The sequence below is a fragment of the Nitrosarchaeum koreense MY1 genome, assembly GCF_000220175.1.
Lineage (GTDB): Archaea > Thermoproteota > Nitrososphaeria > Nitrososphaerales > Nitrosopumilaceae > Nitrosarchaeum > Nitrosarchaeum koreense.
Genome location: NZ_AFPU01000001.1, coordinates 1440228 through 1459803, shown reverse-complemented (window position 1 = coordinate 1459803; position 19576 = coordinate 1440228). Strand labels below are relative to the sequence as shown.

The window sequence follows — 19576 nt, the reverse complement described above, 5'->3', positions numbered from 1 at the left end:
AGCACTATAGATAATATACATTAAATATCAGACTATTTTTAGTCTTCTTATGGAATATCGATTACGATTAGCAAAAAGAATGCTATTTAATAAAAAAGGAAGTTTAATCGGAGCTGTTTTAGCTGTTACTATTGGAATTTTGGTAATTCATGTAAATTTTGTAATTTTTCAGGGATTGTTTGATGCAATTGTTAGAGATATCTCAAATTATAGAAATGGGAATGTTCTAATCACAGATGAAGAAGACTATATCGACAAGTCTGATCAAGCATTAGTTAGTTGGTTTGAAAGAATCCCGTATGTAGAAGCAGCTACTCCCCGGTTATCATCAAGTGCATCAATCAATATGACAAAATTTGGTACATTACATGAAGAAACAAGAATTCCTATTGTGGGTGTTGATCCATTTAGAGATATTCAAGCCTCCACAGTTCATGAAACTATAACAGATGGACAATATGTTTTTGCTAAAAATTCAATTGTATTAGGTTCTAATGTTGCACGAGATATTGGTGGCGCTGAAGTAGGTGATAGTCTAAAATTAAAAATTGTTGATAGATATGGTCAAGATCAAATTAGAAGGTTTGTAGTTACTGGTATAGCACAATCACCAGGTGGACAAGGCTTTGATTATAGTGTCGTTGTACACATTGATACTTTACGTGACATGATGAATAGAAACGGTGAATCAGGTTCAATAATGGTAAAACTAAATGATCCAACTAAAGCAGATGATGTTAAAAATTTCTTTTTAGCTGCTTTTCCCAATGACGATTTTATTGCAGAAACAATAGAAGAATCAGCTGAAGAGCAATTAGCTGGTTTTAGATCTGGTATTGCTATGATAAACATGATTGGCTATTTTGGAATGATGTCATCGGCATTTGCTATTGTTACAATTCAAATGATGTTAGTTAATGGAAAAACTAGAGAAATAGGAGTAATGAGATCAATTGGTGCTACGCGAAAAGACATCTTGGTTATTTTTATTTTTCAAGGAATGATAATTGGTGCAATAGGTGCTGGGGTTGGTACTGCAGCAGGCTTAGGTTATACATTTTATGCAAAGGAGACTAAAATGTCATTCAATAATAGCCTCCCGTTGGAAGTAAGTTACAACTGGGAAAAAATTATTCAAACTGCAGTAATGTCTTTTATATTAGCAATAATTGCTTCATTATATCCATCGTATAGGGCGACTAAATTATTACCTGTGGAGGCAATGAGAACTGTCTAAAGTACTTGAAATTAATAATTTAAGTAAAATTTATGGCGCTGGCGAAAATATGGTAAAAGCCCTAGATAATGTATCATTTTCAATTGAAAAAGGAGAATTTGTATTAATTGTAGGTAGTTCTGGCTCTGGAAAATCTACTTTACTTAACATGATAGGTCTTTTAGATCGTCCTACAAATGGTAAGGTCTTCATAGATGGAACAGACACATCAAATTTATCTGACAATCAAATCTCAACATTTAGAAATAAAAAATTAGGATTCATTTTCCAATTTTCAAATCTTTTAACTGATCTGACTGTTCTTGAAAATGTATTACTGCCAAGAGAAATTGCTGGAACTACTGAATCTGCTGAAAAAAATGCTAGAGAATTATTGAAAGCAGTTGGATTAGAGAATCAAATTAACAAAAGAGCAAATAAAATTTCAGGTGGACAAGCACAAAGAGCAGCAATTGCTAGAGGTTTGATAAATCATCCTTCAATTGTTTTAGCTGATGAACCAACTGGTAATTTGGATTCTGTAACTTCTAAAATAATTGTTGATTTGATGAAATCGATGGCAAAAGAACTGAATCAAACATTCATCATTGTTACTCATGATCAACAACATTTTGGAGATGCTGATCGAGTAATTACAATCAAAGATGGAAAAGCATCTGAGGGAAATCAACCATCTGAATTGGAGGTTTTAGTATGATAAATTACAAAATTTTATTTTCATTAAGTATGTTGTTGCTCATTCCATTAATTATTGATGATTCATACGCTCAAATCAAATCTGGTGGTTTTGGTCAATCGCCATTTGAAAGAGAGTTTGGAGATGTAAAATTCCTAGAAGGATATTTTGGAACATTTAACAATAAAATTGAAATTGATCCTGGCGATGATAATGTCCCATTTACTGTAGTATTTGCAAATGTAGGAACACAAGATATTACTGGAATCAAAGGCCAACTATCTCTTCCAGTTGGATTTTCTTCAGCAGATGGTCCTGGTTCACTAATAACTGCTAATAGTGATTCCAATTCATTGGCTGGCGATACTTTCTATATGACATTTAATGTTAATATTGATAAAAATATTCAAATTAAACAGTATCCCGGTACTGTTAAAGTTGATTATTCTAGAATAAGAGAATCAGGAGTTAGAACTTCATTTTCTGAATTTACCTTTAAAGTTACAGGCGATAGCATAATCAATGTTAAGGCATTGGATCCATTTCTCACATCTTTAAAATCAAACAATGTTGTGATTGAAATTACAAATGATGGAACTGCACCATTATCTAGTGTGGATATCGTAGCTACTAACACTCAAACAGAACTTGCATCAACTTCATCATCAACTACCAATGTTGAAAACGTAGTAATCTTAGAATCTAATTGGGATGTTGGCAACATAAATCCAAAATCATCAAGATATCTTACTGCTACAGTATACGTACCTGGAAATCTTCAACAAGATACATTACGAATTCCATTATCTATTCAATTCTATAATGCACATGGTGATTTACAAACTATTTCTAAAATTGTTGATTTTTACATTAAAGGATTGATTGAACTTAACATGTATGATGTAGGAGTAATTGAACTATCTAATACACAAATGGTTGTTGGAGAAATAATAAACGAAGGAAACGAAAATGCAGTGTTTAGTTTTGTTACAATTGAACCTAAGGGAGATTCAAATATTAAAACAAAAACTCAATTTATTGATGAAATTGAAATTGATTCACCTGTGCCATTTAACATTCCATTAGAATTTGATGGTGAGCCAAGATATGGAGAACATAATATCAAACTAACTGTAAGATACAAAGATAGTGTCAGAGATGAAATATTGTATACACATGATGCAACAATATTTGTAAAAGAACCAGAAAAAGTTCAATCTGATAATAGTTTTATGTTTATTATTCCATTAATAGTAGCAGCTATAATAGGACTCTATGTGATTCGTAGGCGTAAAAAATCAAAAATTCAGACCAGTTAAAATTAAATTTTAAATTAGAAATAATAGAAAAAGAACTGTTTAAAATGAGATTATCTATTATTGTCATGATTGTAGTTTTAGCTATAGGAAGCATAGTGATCTTTTTTGGTTATATTGCAAATCAAAATTCTCCAGAAACTCTTGAGCAATCAGATCCATACGAAAAATTACAAATCTACAAAGAAGAACTAGAAAAAATTAACCAGTATAATCAACAACTGCTTTTAGAATTAGAAGACAAACTGATTAATTCTGATAATTCTAGTTTAAACCAACTAAACCAAGAGATCTCAGTTCTAAAACGAGTAATTAATGATAATAAAGTGGAACTTGAACAAGTTATAAAAAAACTTTCTACGGTGAATTCCCCGCCTTAAGCTCGATCAATTCTAATTCCCTATTCTGGGACATTTGCATTATTGTTATATGATTAAGTTGAGATGATATGAATCAGGCATGGCAAATAGCATATTTCTATTTCTAGTTGGTAGTATAGTTGGATTCATAACAACACCATTTCTCTGAATCCTTTTTTATTTCTAAATTCATATACATAGAAAAAAATTAAAAATAATGCGAAATCATCAAAAATTGACAATCGTTGGTATGCTCTTATTGGCTGCTACCTATTTAATTTCTAATTATGAAACAAATCTTCTTGGAATTGGATTTAATTTTGCTTATATTACTGGAATTTCTATGTTGATTGTATTCATTGCAAGTTTTGTATTATTTGGAAAAGAGAGAATAAAAGAATCAAAATCTAAAAAATAAATTTTTTAGGCATAAAAAATATGAAAATTTTTTAATTTTATTATGGCTAAGATTATAAACGAATAATGGATCTTGCGTTTATGCCAATAGATGAGTTTGAAGTACCAAAGGAGTTAAGAGAATTCATGATAGATGGGGCACATGAAACTATGCTTGGACAAAAAAATGGCGCAAATAAACAATATCGATATGGTAATTTGCACATAAGAGAATATGATGATAAATTTCTAGTTCATACTGATAAAATTGATCCTAGAAAAGATCCATTTGGTCATTTAGTATATGATGCCCCAGAAATTCTAATTGGAGTTGCATGTTCAATTTTAGGTGGTTCAAAAATCGCAAAATTATTTCTTAAGAATAATAAATCCAAAAACTTAACTGTAGCAGCTACTATAACATCTTCTATTATTGCTGGATACATTGGGTATGTTGCAACAAAAAAAGCTAAAAATTATTTAGAATAGTAATGTCTAACGTAAGAACAATTACAGTACTTTACAAACTACTACCTTCAATTTTGGCATTACGAAAAGATAGAAGAAAGTGGGTTAAAACAGAAGGCAAGGACACCGATTTAGAAAAATATCGTAAGAACGCACGTAAAGTTTTAAACACTTTCATTTCATTAGGACCTGTTTACATAAAATTAGGACAGTGGCTTTCATCAAGAGCGGATATTTTACCACAACCATACTTGGAAGAACTTGCCAAGCTACAAGATAGTGTTCCAGCAGCTCCATTTGATCTGGTAAAACCGATAATTGAAAATGACATTGGACCACTTGATGAAAAATTTGAAAGCATAGATCAAAATCCTCTTTCTGGTGCATCATTAGGTCAAGTTTATCGAGGAAGAATATCTGGTCAAGAGATTGTAATTAAAGTAAAAAGACCTGGTATTGAAAAAGTTGTAGAAGAAGATCTTAAAGTCTTAAAAAAAATACTTCCAATGGCATTGAGATTTGTAGATCCAAACTTACGTTTTTCTGCAAGAGCAATGCTTTCACAATTTATTGAAACTATTCATGAAGAGATGGATTATACGATAGAATCGACAAATCTCAAAAAAATCAAGCAAGACATGAAGAAAAGCAACATAGCGATTCCTTCAGTGTATGATGATTATTCCTCAAAAAATGTACTTACTATGGAATACCTTCCTGGTATCAAAATTACCAATATAGAAGCACTTGATGAAAAGGGAATTGATAGGCACAAACTAGTCATTGATGTTCATAAGGTCTTTTTCACCATGCTTTTACATCATTCTTTATTTCATGCAGATCCTCACCCGGGAAACATTTCAGTAACAGACGATGGAAAATTGATTCTTTATGATTATGGAATGGTTGGGAGATTAGACAATGATACTAGATTAAGATTGATTCGACTTTATCTTGCCCTAGTTGAGAAAGATCCACCTCGAACAGTTAACGCAATGGCGGACCTCGGAATGCTAACTCCTGACTTTAACCGTTCAGTAATAGAAAAAGGAATCGAATTGGCAGTTCGCGCAATGCATGGAAAAAAACCTGATGAGATGGAAGTACAAAGTTTGATGGAACTTGCAAACAAAACAATGAGTAAATTCCCATTTGTTCTTCCAAAAAATTTGGCGCTATACATGAGAATGGCGTCTATCATTGAAGGAATTTACAAAACACATAAAGTTGATTTTAAATTTGTCAAAGTATTGAGAGAAATTTTACAAGAAGAACATCTAATCAAAGATGCATACATTGAAGAACTCAAATATTCGTTTCAAAGATTTGCAAAATCAATTGATGCCACTATCTCAATTGCTCCAGAACTTAAGAAACTCATTGATGAAAATAGATCAATCCAACTACATACAAAACCTAAATCCAATGTTTTGCTTTCTGGAAGTATACTTTCATCTGCAATATTTGTTGGTTCTACGGTTTTGTATACTACAAATAAATCTCTAGGAATTACTGGAATAATAGGTTCTTTGATAATAATGAGTATTTTTACAATATTTAGAAAACGATAATTATTCTATGGGAATATCTTTACCGTGTTTTTTAACTAAAATTATTATTGTTAATACACCATTATCATATTTTGCAGAACTCATCCCATTTTCTCCTTCTCTAAGTTCAATAGGCAATCTGATTTTTTTATCTATGACATTTGGTCTCTGATTGCAGATAATGTTGCGATTTTTTTCTTCAGAAATTTCTTTTGATGCGTTTATGGAGAGAATGTTTCCATCTAATGATAATTTTATGTCTTTTTTTGTAAATCCTGGCATGTCAACTATTAATATCAATTTGTCATTATCCAGATACATATCTACAGGAGGTAGAACAAATTCATAAAATTCTCTAGATTTATTCCCTATTTCTTTGATCATTTCTTTTGCCATTGATTTAACTAGTCCCATTTTGAGATATGTGCTTAATTTTTAGTTATAAACCTTGATAGATTTTTAATCAATTAATTTCTCTGATTTTGTAACTTATGATAATTGTTATTGAGGGCGGAGATCAGGCAGGAAAGAAAACTCAAACTGCATTGTTGGCAAAAGCATTAAAGCAAAGAAAAATCAAAACAACTACCTTTAGTTTTCCTGATTATAAGACTCCAGTAGGAAAAGAAATTGCAAAATATCTTAACTGTAAAAGAAAATTCCCACCACAAGTGATTCATTGTCTTTTAGCTGCAAACAGATGGGAAAAATTAAATGAAATTTTAGCAGCACAATCAAAAAATTCTATTGTGATAATGAATCGATATTATCACTCAAATCTGATCTATGGTTTAGCAAATGGAATGAAAAGTAAATGGCTAAAAAATCTAGATGATGGTCTCCCAAAGGCTGATCTTGTAATTTTACTTGATGTGACTCAAAGAGAATCATTTCGTAGAAAAAAAACTAACAGAGATAAATTTGAAAAAAATGAAGAATTTCTAAGAAAAATATCAAAAATTTATAGAACTATTGCAAAGAAGGAATATTGGAAAATTATTGATGCATCTAAATCAAAACAAGAAGTCCATGAAAATATTTTAAAAGCAATTTCTCAGAAAATAGGCTTATGAAAAAAAATTATTCAGACATAGTTGATCCAATACATGATTTTATTCGTGTATATGATCATGAATTAAAAATAATTGATAATCCAATCTTTCAAAGATTAAGACGAATACGTCAACTTTCTGGTGCTCACTTAACATATCCAGCGGCACAACATACTAGATTTGAACATTCTTTGGGTGTAATGCACATTGCAAGTCAAGCTGGTAAGGCATTAAACGAAAAAGGATTTTTAAAATCTGACGATATTGATCTATTGAGACTTGCAGGACTTTTACATGACATTGGTCATGGACCTTTCTCGCATCTTTTTGAGGAAGTCATTCAACAAAAAAAATTTTCCCATGAAGATTTTGGTAAAGAAATTATTTTAAAATCTGAAATTGGTGATATACTATCAAAAAATGGATATGACAAAAAACTTGTTACAAAAATTGCATTTGGAGATTTAAAATTACAATACATGAATGAAATAATTTCTGGAGCATTAAGTGCTGATATGATGGATTACTTACTAAGAGATGGATATTTTACAGGAGCAGAGCATGCACAAATTGATCATAAAAGAATAACACAATCTCTTGATGTCCACAAGAAAAAACTTGCTCTAGAAAGATCAGCACTTTACTCTTTTGAATCTATGATGCACTCTCGTTATCAAATGTTCAAAGCTGTATATTTTCATAAAACAGTAAGATCTGCTGAAGTAATGCTTTTGGAGGCATTACGATTATCTGACGATGAATTTGGTTTTACGTCATTTAACATTAAAGAATTTGTCAAACTTACAGACGAATATGTTTTATCTACACTAATCTTATCAAAATCATCTAAGCTAAAACGTGCTAGACAATTTGCTGAAGATTATCAAAATCGTAAATTGTTAAAATGTGTATTTGAACGAATTCTAACTAGCAGAACTAATTTAGGAAAATCTAGAACCGATGAATTAAGAACATCAATTTCCAAAAAATCCAAAGTTGATGAGAGTGAAATTTTTGTTGATAGCTCCGTTACTCCATCAATTCCATTAGCTCCATCCAAAAATGAATCAAAACACATCATTTTGATTTCAAATGAGAATGGAAAATCTACTGCTCAAGAGATGCCTATATCTCAAATTCCTGTAGTTTCGGCAATATCTGGTTTCATGAATATTCTTAGAATATACACCCATCAAAAGAATAGAAAAAAAGTTGAAATTGCCGCAAAATCAATCCTTGGTGGTTTAAAGTAATGAAAAAAAGAATTGTCATTAAACTTTCAGGACGAATATTTGGTATGGATAATGCAAAAGTACTCAAGGATTACGCTTCATTTCTAGTCAAAATTAGTAAGATTTGTCAACCGATAATTGTGGCAGGTGGAGGAAATATTGCAAGACATTACATTACTCATGCAAGATCTTCTGGAGCTGATGAATCTACTTTAGATGAACTTGGAATTGAAATTTCTAGATTAAATGCAAAACTATTGATTTATGCCCTAAAAAATAAAGCATACTCACATCCGCCAACAACATTACAAGAAGTTAGACATGCAGTTGATGATGGATTAATTGTAGTTACAGGTGGTTTACATCCTGGACAAAGTACCAATGGCACTGCAGCTCTTATTGCAGAAAAAATTAACGCAGAACAATTTCTTAATGCGACTGATGTTGATGGTGTTTATGATATGGATCCTAATAAATTCAAAAATGCAAAAAAATTCAAACGAATCGAACTAAAGAATTTAAAAAATATGTTGGTTCATGAAGATTCGGTTGCAGGAGGCTATGATTTGATGGATATAGTAGCTCTAAAAATAATCGAACGCTCTAAAATTAAAACACGAATTATTAAAGCTGACCTCAAAACACTTGAAAAAGCAATCAAAGGTGGAGAGGTAGGAACAGAAATAGTTCTACAATCAAAATAATTATTCTAAAATCTCGTTTTGTACGGTAGGACGACTTTCTGACCAAATCTGAATCTTATTTTCAGGATATTCTGGAATTCCAGACTCTCTTAATTTATTGTAAATTGTTAGTGCTTCATTTTTCTCTACAGCCTTTGATTGAGCCTTAGTAAAACCATCCTTATCTGCAATTATTGCAACATATCCCTCAGGTGAATTAATTACTGCTACAAAATCTTCTTCTCCTACTGGAAAAAACTCACCATTAATTTTTTTTGTGGTTAGCGTTAACATTCCAAATCCTGCGACATCAAACATTTTCATTTGAGATTTACTTGCTCTTTGTTTTCCCTGTTGAACTGCTTGGAAATATTGCATGATTCATTTTACTCTTTAATATTATAATAACTATCTCAACATTTAAGATATGTAAAAATTAAGTAAATTTAGTGAATTCTAAAATCTTTGTTTTTGTAGCAGTTATTGCTTTAGCAGCAGCTTTGGGTATGATTCTTCTGTCAGGTTCATCATCTGTTATAAATTCACCAGAAAACACTAATCAAGAAATAAAATCCGATACATCACAAGAACCAATATCATCTCAAATACAATCACTAACTGTTGAATTAGATGATATCTCAATAAAAGAAGTTACTCCTAGGGGGGCTACGATTGAAATATCATTTAAGATTAACAACCCAAATTCAAATTCCGTAATTGTACAAGTGATGGATTATCAGTTATTTGAAACTGGATATTCTAACGTAGAACAAATTTCTGGTGGTCAAATTGGAAGTAGACCAGAAGGAATGGTAGAATTTGGATCTGATTACTATGTACTCCTAGCTGAAAACTCGATAATTTTAAAAGATAAAATACAATTGAAAAATACAGGTAACACTCCCAAGTTATGGTCTGATCTAGAAAGTGACACCGCAAAATGGCGAGTTACCGGCACTGTATTTTATAATCTCAGTTCAATGACTAGCGGACAAGAAAACACACTTCATTTTGAATTTGAAAAATAAATAAAACTAAAAATCACTAATAGTATCATAAAAACTAAAAATTATGATAATTTGTTTTTAGATAAAAAATATTGGCAAAATTATAAAAGCCCCTGAAGTAGTTTTTCATTAAATGGCAGAAGCAGGAATGGCCGCATTTGGCTCAGCAGTAGGAGTAGCAATTGCACTCGCAGTAGTGTGTTTTGCACTTCGTGGTAAAGGACATCCTGAACCACTGGACTAATCAAAGGAAATTATTCCTTTACAATATTTTTCATTTATCTAACTAATCTTTCCCCAAACCTAGCATTTCTGCTAATGATACCTGCTTGGTATTTTTCTTTGTGATAAAACATCTTTGATAGTATTGGCATTCCATACAGTCTGAAGATGGTTCTAAAATTGGAGTCTTTTGTTCTTTAAGAAGATCATTTAGGACTCTTACTCTTCTAATAATTTCTTCAAACATTTTTTTATCACGAGTTAACGAAAACATGATCTCTTCTCTATCTCCAGTAATGTAAATAATCACTCCATCTGTTTTATCATAAATCCACATGCAAGCATTGAGATAAAGTAAATCATTTGCAAGAGGCGATTCTAAACTAGCATTTGTCGGTCTAAATAAAATAATTGAATTATCTGCAATCATATCTGCATGACCTCTTAACTTGATATCCTCAATAGAGAATTCTTTTGGATCGCTACCATATTGTAATTTTCGAAGTAGGCCAGAGAGTAGATCATTAAAACCCCGTCTTTCAACTTCTTTGGGTTCAATTCTATCATAATATGAGCGTCTTAGACATTGGACCACTTCTTTTAGGTGAATGGTTTTGATGTCTTTAGCGTCTATTTCAATCTCTAATTCTCTTCCAATAGAATCGACAGCATTTTTTATAATGCTTCTATAGTCTCTATCTCCCATCATGATAAATCACTTAACAAATTCATCTTTATAGATTAGCTCATTACTTTGGTCAATAATTTTGAAATTTTAGTAGAGAATACTAATATGATAAAATGGGTTCCAAAGCCTAGAATTGCACCCATTATGATATTACCTGTTAGAAAATAAATGCCAAGAAATAATCCTAATGGAGGCAATGATAAAATCATAGCTAAAAACGTGCTGACCCAAATAGTATTAGTCACAACCTCTGTAGTAATTTCTGTTTTTTTCTTTGGAAATCTGATCATTTTAAAAATTCTATTCTACTTCCAAAATTAACTTTGACATGGTAATTTCAGTTGGTATTTTTTGTTCAACTGCAAATGCAATAGCTGCTAAATTTCTAACTTCAAATGCCGTTAGTTTAGTAATCCCCACAATTGTTGCAAAACTAAACATTTTTGTGAAAGATCTTATGGCTGTTTGGTAAATTGCCATTTCAAATGCTCTTTCAAATTCAGCAATAGCATCTAATTCTTTTTCAGTTTGAGGGATAAGAGTTTTGTATTTTGTATTGGATAATTCATTAAATGCATCTTTAATTGTTGCAGCTGCAATCATTCTTCCAAGTAGTTCTTTTGTAGTAGGAGTTTGAGCAACAATTAGATCTTGAATTTGATCTTCTTTTAATCCCCAGAATTTTCCTCTAATTACACTTAGAATATTATAAAAATCCACATCCATTCCAACCAATTTTGTAGCATCTTTGTCTGCATAATTTTTCATAGCACCAGCTAAATGTTGAATTAAAATTTTATCAAAATACGTATCAAAAATTTGGACATTTTTTCTTTCACTGTATAAAGCTGCAGCCTTTGCAATTTCCTCGCCAAATTGTACTGAATTCAAGCTTGCAACTGCCTCTTCCAAATCTTTTGAAACTAATGCTTTAATGACCACATCTCTTTGCTTGATTAATTCTTCAGCATGAAGATTTACGTGAGTTTCAATTTCTTCTTGAGGTTTCCCTAAAGCTTTTCCTTTTAAAATTGATTTTAAATTTGAAACAATGAATTTCATATAATATGCATCTAAAACACCTGAATTTCCTGATGTTTTTGCAATCGAATAATGTGTATCTGCTAAATGACTTCTTAATGCAGATTCTATACCTTGTGATGTATATGGTTTTTGTACCTCTGAAATAGAATCTCCATAAATTGTATTTTTGATTCTAGTCATTAATTCATCAAGATCCCTTGATTCTGCTAACGTTTGAAAATCAGATTTTTTTAATAATTTACCTCGTTTACTATATGATTTTACAGATGCATAGACATTTTTTGCTCCACCCATTTAGGTAAATTTCAATAGATGCGGATTTTAATGTTTGGCGATCCGTTCCTAAAAGCCTGATATTTTAAGTAATTTTATTAAGAAAACTGATGGTTTCTTCTTTATCCTGCTTTGGTAGATTCAAAAATGTCTCTAAAATCTCCTTTTGAATCAATAAAGACTCATCAGAAATCTCCTTTAATTTCGAGAGTTCAAAGGGCAGCAAGTCTTTAATTTTATTATCACAAAATGCCTTTACATATTTTTGAAAAATTGAATAAATAAAGTTTGGACTTGCTTTTGATAGATTTGTAATAATTTCTTCATAATTTTTCTCCTTTGAATCTGTCTGTGAAAAAAATTTTTCTAACAATTTATCTTTATTTCCGACATTGCTTAATGATAATGCTACAAGTATTCCTTTTTTTGTTAAATGATAATATGGAATACCTTTTTCTTGAAGAGCCTTTGGGCCCCGCTTCATAGGTAATCTTCCATCTTCTTCAGCAATTCCCATTGGGATCAAAATTTCATCAAGATCTCGAAAAATTCCAGAATAGATATTTTTCCATGCAATTCCATGAATCTTTGCAATTCTCTGAGAAATCCCCGTTCTTGTTCTTTCTGCTGGATTGGCATTACTTGCTAATATTGCGATAATTGATCTTTGCCTATTCGCTTCCCCTGTTAATTCCTCACCTTTTGTCTTAAAAGTATCAAAAATTGATAGTTTTGTACCTGTTTTCTTCATTTAATCACCAAATGACATAATATTCATTTTCTATGATAATATCAGAATATACTAAAATATAATAATTTACATTTTTACATGTTTTTACATCTTCAATGCTTAAATAATTTTCAATTTCGATTAATTTAATGAATTCTAGGAACCACAAGTATGCTCTATTACTTGTGGCCGCAGTAGCCATTACAGCAGCAGGTGCAATGTCACAAGCATTCGCACAAAATGTTAATGATGGTATGGACGGATACGTTGCAGGAACTAGTGGAATCTACACTGGTAATCCTAACGAATGTTGGTATGATGATGGCGAAGGTAACATGTTGCCCTGTAAAATTGATACGGGTGATACAGCATGGATACTAACAGCTACTTCATTGGTACTCTTCATGTCACCCGGAGTCGGCTTCTTTTATGGCGGATTAGCCAGATCAAAGAACGTCGTCAATGTACTTGGTATGACCATAATTGTTATGGGACTTATCTCAGTACAATGGGTTCTATGGGGATATTCTCTAGCATTTGGTCCAATTGATAGTGATGCAAACATGTTCATGGGCTCACTTCAATATGCTGGCTTTAATGAAGTCTCTCACTATGCACCATTAGGTGAAGCAGGTCCGTGTGCAGATACATGGTCCGCAGCTTATCAGATGAATGCAATGGTGGAAGGCGATGTTTGTAGTCAGGGTTGGCCAGGTACAGTACCTCATCAATTATTCGCAATGTTCCAAGCAACATTCGCAATTATTACACCAATTCTAATTATTGGTGGATTAATTGATAGAATTAAGTTCAGCGCATTGATAATCTTCATACTCCTATGGGCTACCTTCGTTTACGATCCAGTTGCACACTGGGTTTGGGGCGGTGGTTATATCGGAGGAGGCGCATTAGATCTTAATCCTGACTTATCTCCATCGTTTGCATTAGACTTTGCTGGTGGTACTGTAGTACACATTACTTCTGGATTCTCTGCATTGGCAGGTGCCTTAATCCTTGGCAGAAGACTTGGATATGGTAAAGTGCCAATGGAACCACACAATATTCCAATGGTAGTCCTCGGAGCAGGAATACTCTGGTTTGGATGGTTTGGTTTTAACGCAGGAAGTGAAGTAATGGTAGACGGCATTACCGTAAGTGCATGGACAGTTACAAATACTGCAACAGGTATGGCTGCTCTTACTTGGGTCTTGATGTCATGGGCACATACAGGAAAACCAAGTATTGTAGGAGCTGCATCAGGTGCAGTAGCAGGTTTAGTAGCTATCACTCCAGCTTCAGGTTGGGTAGGTCCAATGGCTTCAATTATAATCGGTATTGCTGCTGGAACAGTTTGTTATGCAGCTGTAACATTCAAAAACGCACGTAAATGGGATGACGCATTAGATGTATGGGGAGTACACGGAATGGGTGGTCTTACCGGTGCAATTTTGACTGGTACATTAGCTAGTCCACACATTTGGGATACCGGTGACGGTATTGGTGCTTGGACTGGTACTGCAGAAGGAATGGAACAGCAAGCAATTAGCATCATTGGTGCAGCAATCTCAGTAGGTTATGCATTTGGTGTTACGATTGTAATTCTCAAAATAATGGATGCCGTTTGGCCAGGTGGAATCAGGGTCACTCCAAAAGAAGAGGAGATCGGTCTTGATTTGGCACAGCACGGAGAAAGAGCATACGTTAACGAATAAGGAAACTTCCTTTTTCTTTTATTTTTATTATTTAATACAAATCAATTTAGATTTGATCATTTTACCAAAATCATGTTAATTTCCACATCTGACCTTAACTCAATTCTAAATAATCCTAATATCATAATAGTGGATACTCGTTCATTTAAGGAATATTCTGAAGGCCATATTCCTAATGCTGTAAATTTAGATCTGTTTGCATTTCATTGGATTGATACTACAAAAGAAGGAATTACAAATTTTAACAGTCAAACTTCAACTCTTCTTTCCTTTCTTGGAGTGACACCTGAAAAAAAAGTAATCTTTTATGATACGATTTCTGGAATGCTTGCAGCTAGAGGTGTTTGGATGCTACTTTATTTTTCACATCAAAACGTCTTCATGTTAGATGGTGGAATAACAAAATGGAAAAAAGAAAATCTCTCACTTGAAACAAAACTAAATGAATTCAAACCATCCAAGTTTACAGGAAAGATCAATCCAGATATTATTTCTGGATTTGAATATATTCGAGATAATCTAAATAATGTAAAAATTATTGATGCTCGTTCTATGGGAGAATATGCTGGAAGTGTAATCAGAGCTGCTCGATCTGGACACATTCCAAACTCTATCAATATTGATTGGAATAAAAATATCGAAAAAGATGGAACTTTTAAGACTAATTCCGAACTGTCAAAACTTTATGATTTTCCAAAAGATTCAGAAATCATTACTTATTGTCAAGGTGCCTATAGGGCAGCAAATTCTTTTCTTGCTTTAAAAAAACTAGGATTTGATAAAGTACGTGTATATCTTGGTTCCTGGGGAGAATGGGGAAATAAACCAGAATTACCTGTTGAAAAATAATATTCAATTTTCATATATTTTTCCAAAAATTGCAGCCGAATCTCTATGATGTGGAATCATCTTTTTCTAACTAGATTTTTTACTAGTTTGATAAGATTATCATGAAGTTCGTACTTGGCAAATAATCTTCTTAGTAGAAAACTTCTAGTAAAATTAATTGAAGCATAAACACTTGTGATTGTTATGTTTGCAACTAGAGGATCTTCCTTAATCCAATTTGCCGATAATGGCAAGATGACTATTCCTGCTACAAACATCATTGGGTAACCACCCATCAAGTTAGCCGTGGCTTCAATGAGACTCCTTTTGTATGAATCAATTTGTTTTGTCATTAATTTTCACTCATCTCATGATTTTTCTGTAATTGCGTAATGGTTTTCATGAGTTAGTTAGACTACCTAAATTATTAAATAGCATGTCAATAGTATGCATACTAAGAATACTATTATGGATAGAATTTCAAAATTACGTATACACATTGCTCCTGTGGGATATGAGGTTGACAGAGTTGTACTTCCTGCAAAACAAGAAAAGGCCGATAGGGTTTGGTTGCTACTTCATGAAAACAAAAACGAAGACAAATCAGATCCATTTACTACAAAAATTACAAACCAGTTAGAAAAATTAGGAATTGAAGTAAAACAAGAAGAACATAACAGGCGAGATTTGTTTAACATCATTCGGTCGATAAAAAATATCGTTGAAAAAGAAAAAGGAAACGAAGTATTTGTTAATTTAGCATCAGGAAGTAAGATTCAGGCAATAGGTACTATGATGGCATGCATGATGTTCAACGATAATAAAAACATCCATCCATTTTATGTCGAGGCAAAAACCTATCGAGGAGTAGATGCAAAACAACCAATATCAACTGGAATTAAAGACATTCAAGATGTTCCACCATATTCAATAAAAATTCCTGAAGAAAAATTAATTTATGCATTGGAGATCATTAAAAAAAATAATGGTAAGATAACAAAAAAAGAGATGGCAGTAATTTCAGAAGAAAAAAACATCATTACAGTTAACGCACAAGAGGAAAATCACTCCATGGCAAGATTTGCTAGTCTTGATAAAAATATTATTCAACCACTAGAAGAACAATGGAAATTCATCAATATTGAAAAGATAGGACGTAATAGATGGATAACTCTTACTCAAGAAGGTAAAAACGCAATAGAATTTTTGTTATAATGAACAATGTGTGAAAATAAAGAATGAGCACTAGATTATCTCATGTTTTTTTATTCCCCGAAATTACGGTAAAGTCCCTATGGAGTTGAAGATGAACTATTTTTTCTTCCAAATGAATTGATTGTAAATTAGTTCTGGTCTGATTTGTCTGAATGGTTGAGAACCGCCTACATACCATTTTGTAAAGAATTCGTACAGGTGCAATCTGAGTGACTGAATATACACAATTAATCCTTCAATCATCATAATTCCTAAGTTTCCACCAATGATCATTGCCATAGCTCCGCCAGATTCTGCGCCGCCCAAAGATGCAAATGCGTTATTTACCGTCATTAACAATGCAGCATGTACGAGTAACATAATTCCAAGTCGAGCATAACTAATTGTATGAGCTAAACTTTCTACAGTTTTACCAAGTAATACTTCCATGAGGACACTTGCAGGATCTCCTCCGCTTTCTGGATGTTTCTTTGCATGTAAAATTCCTCCAACCATCATCAATACCATTGATGCGATAACAATGATAACTGCAATTCTTGTAACGATCCAAACTTGTGCCCAATCTCCAAGAAATATTGTAACCCATGGAACTGCTTCAGTATGTACTTTTGAATACATGTTCATCACATCATACTGTGATCCAATAGCACACATCATAACAACAACAATTCCTCCATAGAGTGTAATGTTTGGAATTGCTTCAGTAAACATTACAAGTTTGTGTCCTTCTGCAGCTAATCTTCTGATTCGCAAAACCATAGCCCACACTAGGTGAACAATTCCAATGAATAATGACACTTTGAGAATGTTGATGACTTGATCAAATGTAAGTTCAGCAACACTGAGAATTCCGACAATCCAACTAACTGGATATAAAGCTCCTCCTTCTGCTAAAAGCCCTTCAAATGGACCCATATGAGAAATATGGTATCCAAACATCTCTCCAGTACCTACACCTGCTATTGCAGCTGATGCACCAGAAATTGCAATGAGCATTCCCCATCTTGCTAAGTCGCCCTGTCCTTTTACTTTGAATAATAATCCTAATCCCATTAATAATAATCCGTGACCCATATCTGCAAACATCAATCCATAAAAAATTGGCCACATTAATGCAATCATAGGAGTTGGATCCGGCTCTCCCTTCTTTGGAATGCCTTGGCTTTTTGTAATCACTTCAAAAGTTCTAACAAATTTCTTATTTTCAAATAATGTCGGTAATTCTTCTAAATGCTTTGGATCAGTAACATCTTCAATTACCGACATCCATTGTTTTGTAGAATCTTTAAACTTGGTTTCCATTCTTTTTGGAATATATCCTTGTATTACTGCAAAATTTTTCGTACCTCCAGGTTTTCTTAGCATTTCAAGAACATCTTTTGCAACTAATGCTTTTTCATGAATAGCAAGAATATCTTGACGAATTTTCTTTTTGTATTTTAAAAGTTCTTTAGATATGGAGGTTTGTTTTGTGGTTAATTCTTTAATTTTGGATTCAGCCAACGCATAAGCTTCACTAGGAACTTGTGGAAATCCCTCTGGAATCTTAAATGAATTGGAATTAAAACTTCTTAGAATCTTGAAAACTTTTTCAGAATCTTCAATATCGGAAATTACTAAAAGCGCGGTTTTATCCTTACTTTCTAAATCGTATTTGTATATTGTAATGCCTTCAAGTGAGCGACTAATCTCTTCATAGTCTGAAGAATTAATTACAAAAAGATTTGTAAAAAAGTATCTCATTAATCCAAATCCCGTAAGATCTAAATTCATTTTTCTAATTACTTCTAAAGTATCCTTGAGTGATTTGTATTCCTCAATAGTCAGTCTGGTGTTTTGTGCATCTTCTAATAATTTAGCAGGCTCATCGATAATTGATGGAGTTGTTTTTCTCAAATCATTTATCATATGTTCAATTTCATCAATTTCGTAATTTTTTTTCTTGATTACAGTGCCTTTGAAGAGTATTTCCATAATTCCTACTGTTAATGGAATTCCCATGCCCTTGACCACATCATCAATTGATTGGAATATTTTCTGGGCCTCTAATAATAAATCGTCAATTTCATGCGTTACTTGATCACTTGATGAATCAATTTTATGAAACCATTCAAACTCTGTTAATCTAGATATTGCCTGTGGAGATTCACTTCTTGGCAAAACTATAGTTCCCAGTTTTAGATCGGCGGTTCCCAAGACATTCCTGTGTAATTTTATTTAGTTTAATATCTTTCCAAAATTGCCCATTTTCCCAAACATTAAAATCTATTATGGATTAACGCGTCACATTGGGATCTAATTCTGCATTAGAACAAACAATCGACAAGATACTTACAAAAACTGAGAAAGATGTTTTGTCAAATATCCGATCTGCCCTTACCGAATCTAATCAAACCCTTGATGATTCTATTCCTAAACTGGAGCGAGAATATGATAAAATCGTCTCAGATGGCAGAAAAGAGGCAGATAAAATAGAAAAACAGCTTATTGGAAGCTCCGATCTTGAGGCCAGAAATAATAGACTTTTGGCATTGGAAAAAGCAGTAGATAACGTATTTTCAAAAGCAATAGAACAAATTTCAAATACAAATCGCAATGACGATTATTCTAAATTAATGACAACCTTATTGGATGAAGCAACTACAATTTTAGGTACAACCAAAGTTGTAATTTCAACAAATTCTAAAGACAAAAACATAATCCAATCTTTATTATCCAAATATTCTGGTGCAGAACTATCTCCAGAACCAATTACTTGTATGGGAGGTATTACGGTAAAATCAAAAGATGGCGGAATGAAATTTGATAATACTATTGATGCAAGAATACAGCGTATGAAGCCTTTAATAAGGAAAGAAATTGCCACAAAATTCGGAGTAGGTAATTAG

At 32.5% G+C, this 19576-nt stretch carries 23 protein-coding genes; 15 read left to right on the top strand and 8 right to left on the bottom strand.

Annotation, left to right across the window (positions count from 1 at the left end):
* Positions 1-49 precede the first annotated feature (49 nt).
* From MY1_RS08460 to MY1_RS08430, 7 genes are all read left to right on the top strand, one after another.
* Positions 50-1237 (top strand): ABC transporter permease, encoded by a 1188-nt coding sequence (locus tag MY1_RS08460; RefSeq protein ID WP_007551564.1) that lies wholly within the window; start codon positions 50-52, stop codon positions 1235-1237.
* 49 nt (positions 1238-1286) lie between these two features.
* Positions 1287-1934: an ABC transporter ATP-binding protein gene (locus tag MY1_RS08455; RefSeq protein ID WP_007551563.1), complete on the top strand. Its 648-nt coding sequence runs from the start codon at positions 1287-1289 to the stop codon at positions 1932-1934.
* Entirely contained in the window at positions 1931-3232 is a 1302-nt protein-coding gene (locus tag MY1_RS08450; RefSeq protein ID WP_420835206.1) for a COG1361 S-layer family protein, read from the top strand. The genes MY1_RS08455 and MY1_RS08450 overlap by 4 nt, the downstream gene beginning before the upstream one ends.
* 44 nt (positions 3233-3276) lie before the next feature.
* Positions 3277-3609 carry a hypothetical protein gene (locus MY1_RS08445; RefSeq protein WP_007551561.1) on the top strand — a complete coding sequence of 111 codons (333 nt, stop codon included), beginning with the start codon at positions 3277-3279 and terminating at the stop codon, positions 3607-3609.
* 238 nt (positions 3610-3847) lie between these two features.
* Positions 3848-4006 carry a hypothetical protein gene (locus tag MY1_RS08440; RefSeq protein ID WP_007551559.1) on the top strand — a complete coding sequence of 53 codons (159 nt, stop codon included), beginning with the start codon at positions 3848-3850 and terminating at the stop codon, positions 4004-4006.
* Positions 4007-4086: 80 nt separating this feature from the next.
* Complete coding sequence (locus tag MY1_RS08435; protein ID WP_007551558.1) at positions 4087-4473, top strand: hypothetical protein; 387 nt, start codon at positions 4087-4089, stop codon at positions 4471-4473.
* A gap of 2 nt (positions 4474-4475) precedes the next feature.
* Positions 4476-6023 carry an ABC1 kinase family protein gene (locus MY1_RS08430; RefSeq protein WP_007551557.1) on the top strand — a complete coding sequence of 516 codons (1548 nt, stop codon included), beginning with the start codon at positions 4476-4478 and terminating at the stop codon, positions 6021-6023.
* On the opposite strand, the gene hsp14 is transcribed toward MY1_RS08430, so the two are convergent.
* Complete coding sequence (gene hsp14 / locus MY1_RS08425) at positions 6024-6416, bottom strand: archaeal heat shock protein Hsp14 (protein WP_007551556.1); 393 nt, start codon at positions 6414-6416, stop codon at positions 6024-6026.
* A 77-nt stretch (positions 6417-6493) separates the two neighbouring features.
* On the opposite strand from hsp14, the gene tmk reads away from it, so the two are divergent.
* From tmk to pyrH, 3 genes are read left to right on the top strand one after another with little or no spacing between them, the layout of a single operon-like run.
* The gene (tmk, locus tag MY1_RS08420; RefSeq protein WP_007551555.1) at positions 6494-7075 is read left to right on the top strand and encodes a dTMP kinase; all 582 of its coding nucleotides are present in this window, start codon (positions 6494-6496) and stop codon (positions 7073-7075) included.
* Entirely contained in the window at positions 7072-8307 is a 1236-nt protein-coding gene (locus MY1_RS08415) for an HD domain-containing protein (RefSeq protein ID WP_007551554.1), read from the top strand. Before tmk ends, MY1_RS08415 begins: the two co-directional genes overlap by 4 nt.
* Positions 8307-8990, top strand: coding sequence for a UMP kinase (gene pyrH, locus MY1_RS08410; RefSeq protein ID WP_007551553.1), 684 nt, complete (start codon positions 8307-8309; stop codon positions 8988-8990). Before MY1_RS08415 ends, pyrH begins: the two co-directional genes overlap by 1 nt.
* On the opposite strand, the gene MY1_RS08405 is transcribed toward pyrH, so the two are convergent.
* Positions 8991-9347, bottom strand: coding sequence for a hypothetical protein (locus MY1_RS08405; RefSeq protein ID WP_007551552.1), 357 nt, complete (start codon positions 9345-9347; stop codon positions 8991-8993).
* A gap of 128 nt (positions 9348-9475) precedes the next feature.
* Here MY1_RS08405 and MY1_RS08400 point away from each other — a divergent pair, with 128 nt between their 5' ends.
* Positions 9476-9997 (top strand): hypothetical protein, encoded by a 522-nt coding sequence (locus MY1_RS08400; protein ID WP_007551550.1) that lies wholly within the window; start codon positions 9476-9478, stop codon positions 9995-9997.
* A gap of 265 nt (positions 9998-10262) precedes the next feature.
* Here the strand turns inward: MY1_RS08400 and MY1_RS08395 are convergent, their stop codons facing one another.
* From MY1_RS08395 to MY1_RS08380, 4 genes are all read right to left on the bottom strand, one after another.
* Positions 10263-10907 carry a PD-(D/E)XK nuclease family protein gene (locus tag MY1_RS08395; RefSeq protein ID WP_007551549.1) on the bottom strand — a complete coding sequence of 215 codons (645 nt, stop codon included), beginning with the start codon at positions 10905-10907 and terminating at the stop codon, positions 10263-10265.
* A 32-nt stretch (positions 10908-10939) separates the two neighbouring features.
* Positions 10940-11176: a hypothetical protein gene (locus MY1_RS08390; protein ID WP_048110118.1), complete on the bottom strand. Its 237-nt coding sequence runs from the start codon at positions 11174-11176 to the stop codon at positions 10940-10942.
* Positions 11177-11186: 10 nt separating this feature from the next.
* Positions 11187-12224, bottom strand: a complete 1038-nt coding sequence (locus MY1_RS08385; protein WP_007551547.1) for a V0D/AC39 family V-type ATPase subunit — start codon at positions 12222-12224, stop codon at positions 11187-11189.
* Positions 12225-12288: 64 nt separating this feature from the next.
* Positions 12289-12954: a hypothetical protein gene (locus MY1_RS08380; protein ID WP_007551546.1), complete on the bottom strand. Its 666-nt coding sequence runs from the start codon at positions 12952-12954 to the stop codon at positions 12289-12291.
* A 128-nt stretch (positions 12955-13082) separates the two neighbouring features.
* On the opposite strand from MY1_RS08380, the gene MY1_RS08375 reads away from it, so the two are divergent.
* Entirely contained in the window at positions 13083-14645 is a 1563-nt protein-coding gene (locus MY1_RS08375) for an ammonium transporter (protein WP_048110115.1), read from the top strand.
* A 72-nt stretch (positions 14646-14717) separates the two neighbouring features.
* Positions 14718-15494, top strand: coding sequence for a sulfurtransferase (locus tag MY1_RS08370; RefSeq protein WP_048110114.1), 777 nt, complete (start codon positions 14718-14720; stop codon positions 15492-15494).
* 56 nt (positions 15495-15550) lie between these two features.
* On the opposite strand, the gene MY1_RS08365 is transcribed toward MY1_RS08370, so the two are convergent.
* A complete protein-coding gene (locus MY1_RS08365) occupies positions 15551-15826 on the bottom strand; it encodes a DUF7220 family protein (protein WP_007551543.1) in 276 nt (91 codons plus the stop codon).
* Positions 15827-15920: 94 nt separating this feature from the next.
* Between MY1_RS08365 and MY1_RS08360 the strand changes: the two genes are divergently transcribed.
* Complete coding sequence (locus MY1_RS08360) at positions 15921-16688, top strand: HFX_2341 family transcriptional regulator domain-containing protein (protein WP_052296749.1); 768 nt, start codon at positions 15921-15923, stop codon at positions 16686-16688.
* Positions 16689-16784: 96 nt separating this feature from the next.
* Here MY1_RS08360 and MY1_RS08355 read toward each other — a convergent pair whose 3' ends face one another.
* The gene (locus tag MY1_RS08355; protein WP_007551539.1) at positions 16785-18884 is read right to left on the bottom strand and encodes a V-type ATP synthase subunit I; all 2100 of its coding nucleotides are present in this window, start codon (positions 18882-18884) and stop codon (positions 16785-16787) included.
* A 92-nt stretch (positions 18885-18976) separates the two neighbouring features.
* Between MY1_RS08355 and MY1_RS08350 the strand changes: the two genes are divergently transcribed.
* A complete protein-coding gene (locus tag MY1_RS08350; RefSeq protein WP_007551537.1) occupies positions 18977-19576 on the top strand; it encodes a V-type ATP synthase subunit E in 600 nt (199 codons plus the stop codon).

Coding starts and splice junctions, on each gene's coding strand:
- MY1_RS08460 (WP_007551564.1), top strand. CDS start 50: ATGGAATATCGATTACGATTAGCAAAAAGAATGCTATTTAATAAAAAA.
- MY1_RS08455 (WP_007551563.1), top strand. CDS start 1,287: ATGGTAAAAGCCCTAGATAATGTATCATTTTCAATTGAAAAAGGAGAA.
- MY1_RS08450 (WP_420835206.1), top strand. CDS start 1,931: ATGATAAATTACAAAATTTTATTTTCATTAAGTATGTTGTTGCTCATT.
- MY1_RS08445 (WP_007551561.1), top strand. CDS start 3,277: ATGAGATTATCTATTATTGTCATGATTGTAGTTTTAGCTATAGGAAGC.
- MY1_RS08435 (WP_007551558.1), top strand. CDS start 4,087: ATGCCAATAGATGAGTTTGAAGTACCAAAGGAGTTAAGAGAATTCATG.
- MY1_RS08430 (WP_007551557.1), top strand. CDS start 4,476: ATGTCTAACGTAAGAACAATTACAGTACTTTACAAACTACTACCTTCA.
- hsp14 (WP_007551556.1), bottom strand. CDS start 6,416: ATGGGACTAGTTAAATCAATGGCAAAAGAAATGATCAAAGAAATAGGG.
- tmk (WP_007551555.1), top strand. CDS start 6,494: ATGATAATTGTTATTGAGGGCGGAGATCAGGCAGGAAAGAAAACTCAA.
- MY1_RS08415 (WP_007551554.1), top strand. CDS start 7,072: ATGAAAAAAAATTATTCAGACATAGTTGATCCAATACATGATTTTATT.
- pyrH (WP_007551553.1), top strand. CDS start 8,307: ATGAAAAAAAGAATTGTCATTAAACTTTCAGGACGAATATTTGGTATG.
- MY1_RS08405 (WP_007551552.1), bottom strand. CDS start 9,347: ATGCAATATTTCCAAGCAGTTCAACAGGGAAAACAAAGAGCAAGTAAA.
- MY1_RS08400 (WP_007551550.1), top strand. CDS start 9,476: ATGATTCTTCTGTCAGGTTCATCATCTGTTATAAATTCACCAGAAAAC.
- MY1_RS08395 (WP_007551549.1), bottom strand. CDS start 10,907: ATGATGGGAGATAGAGACTATAGAAGCATTATAAAAAATGCTGTCGAT.
- MY1_RS08390 (WP_048110118.1), bottom strand. CDS start 11,176: ATGATCAGATTTCCAAAGAAAAAAACAGAAATTACTACAGAGGTTGTG.
- MY1_RS08385 (WP_007551547.1), bottom strand. CDS start 12,224: ATGGGTGGAGCAAAAAATGTCTATGCATCTGTAAAATCATATAGTAAA.
- MY1_RS08380 (WP_007551546.1), bottom strand. CDS start 12,954: ATGAAGAAAACAGGTACAAAACTATCAATTTTTGATACTTTTAAGACA.
- MY1_RS08375 (WP_048110115.1), top strand. CDS start 13,083: ATGAATTCTAGGAACCACAAGTATGCTCTATTACTTGTGGCCGCAGTA.
- MY1_RS08370 (WP_048110114.1), top strand. CDS start 14,718: ATGTTAATTTCCACATCTGACCTTAACTCAATTCTAAATAATCCTAAT.
- MY1_RS08365 (WP_007551543.1), bottom strand. CDS start 15,826: ATGACAAAACAAATTGATTCATACAAAAGGAGTCTCATTGAAGCCACG.
- MY1_RS08360 (WP_052296749.1), top strand. CDS start 15,921: ATGCATACTAAGAATACTATTATGGATAGAATTTCAAAATTACGTATA.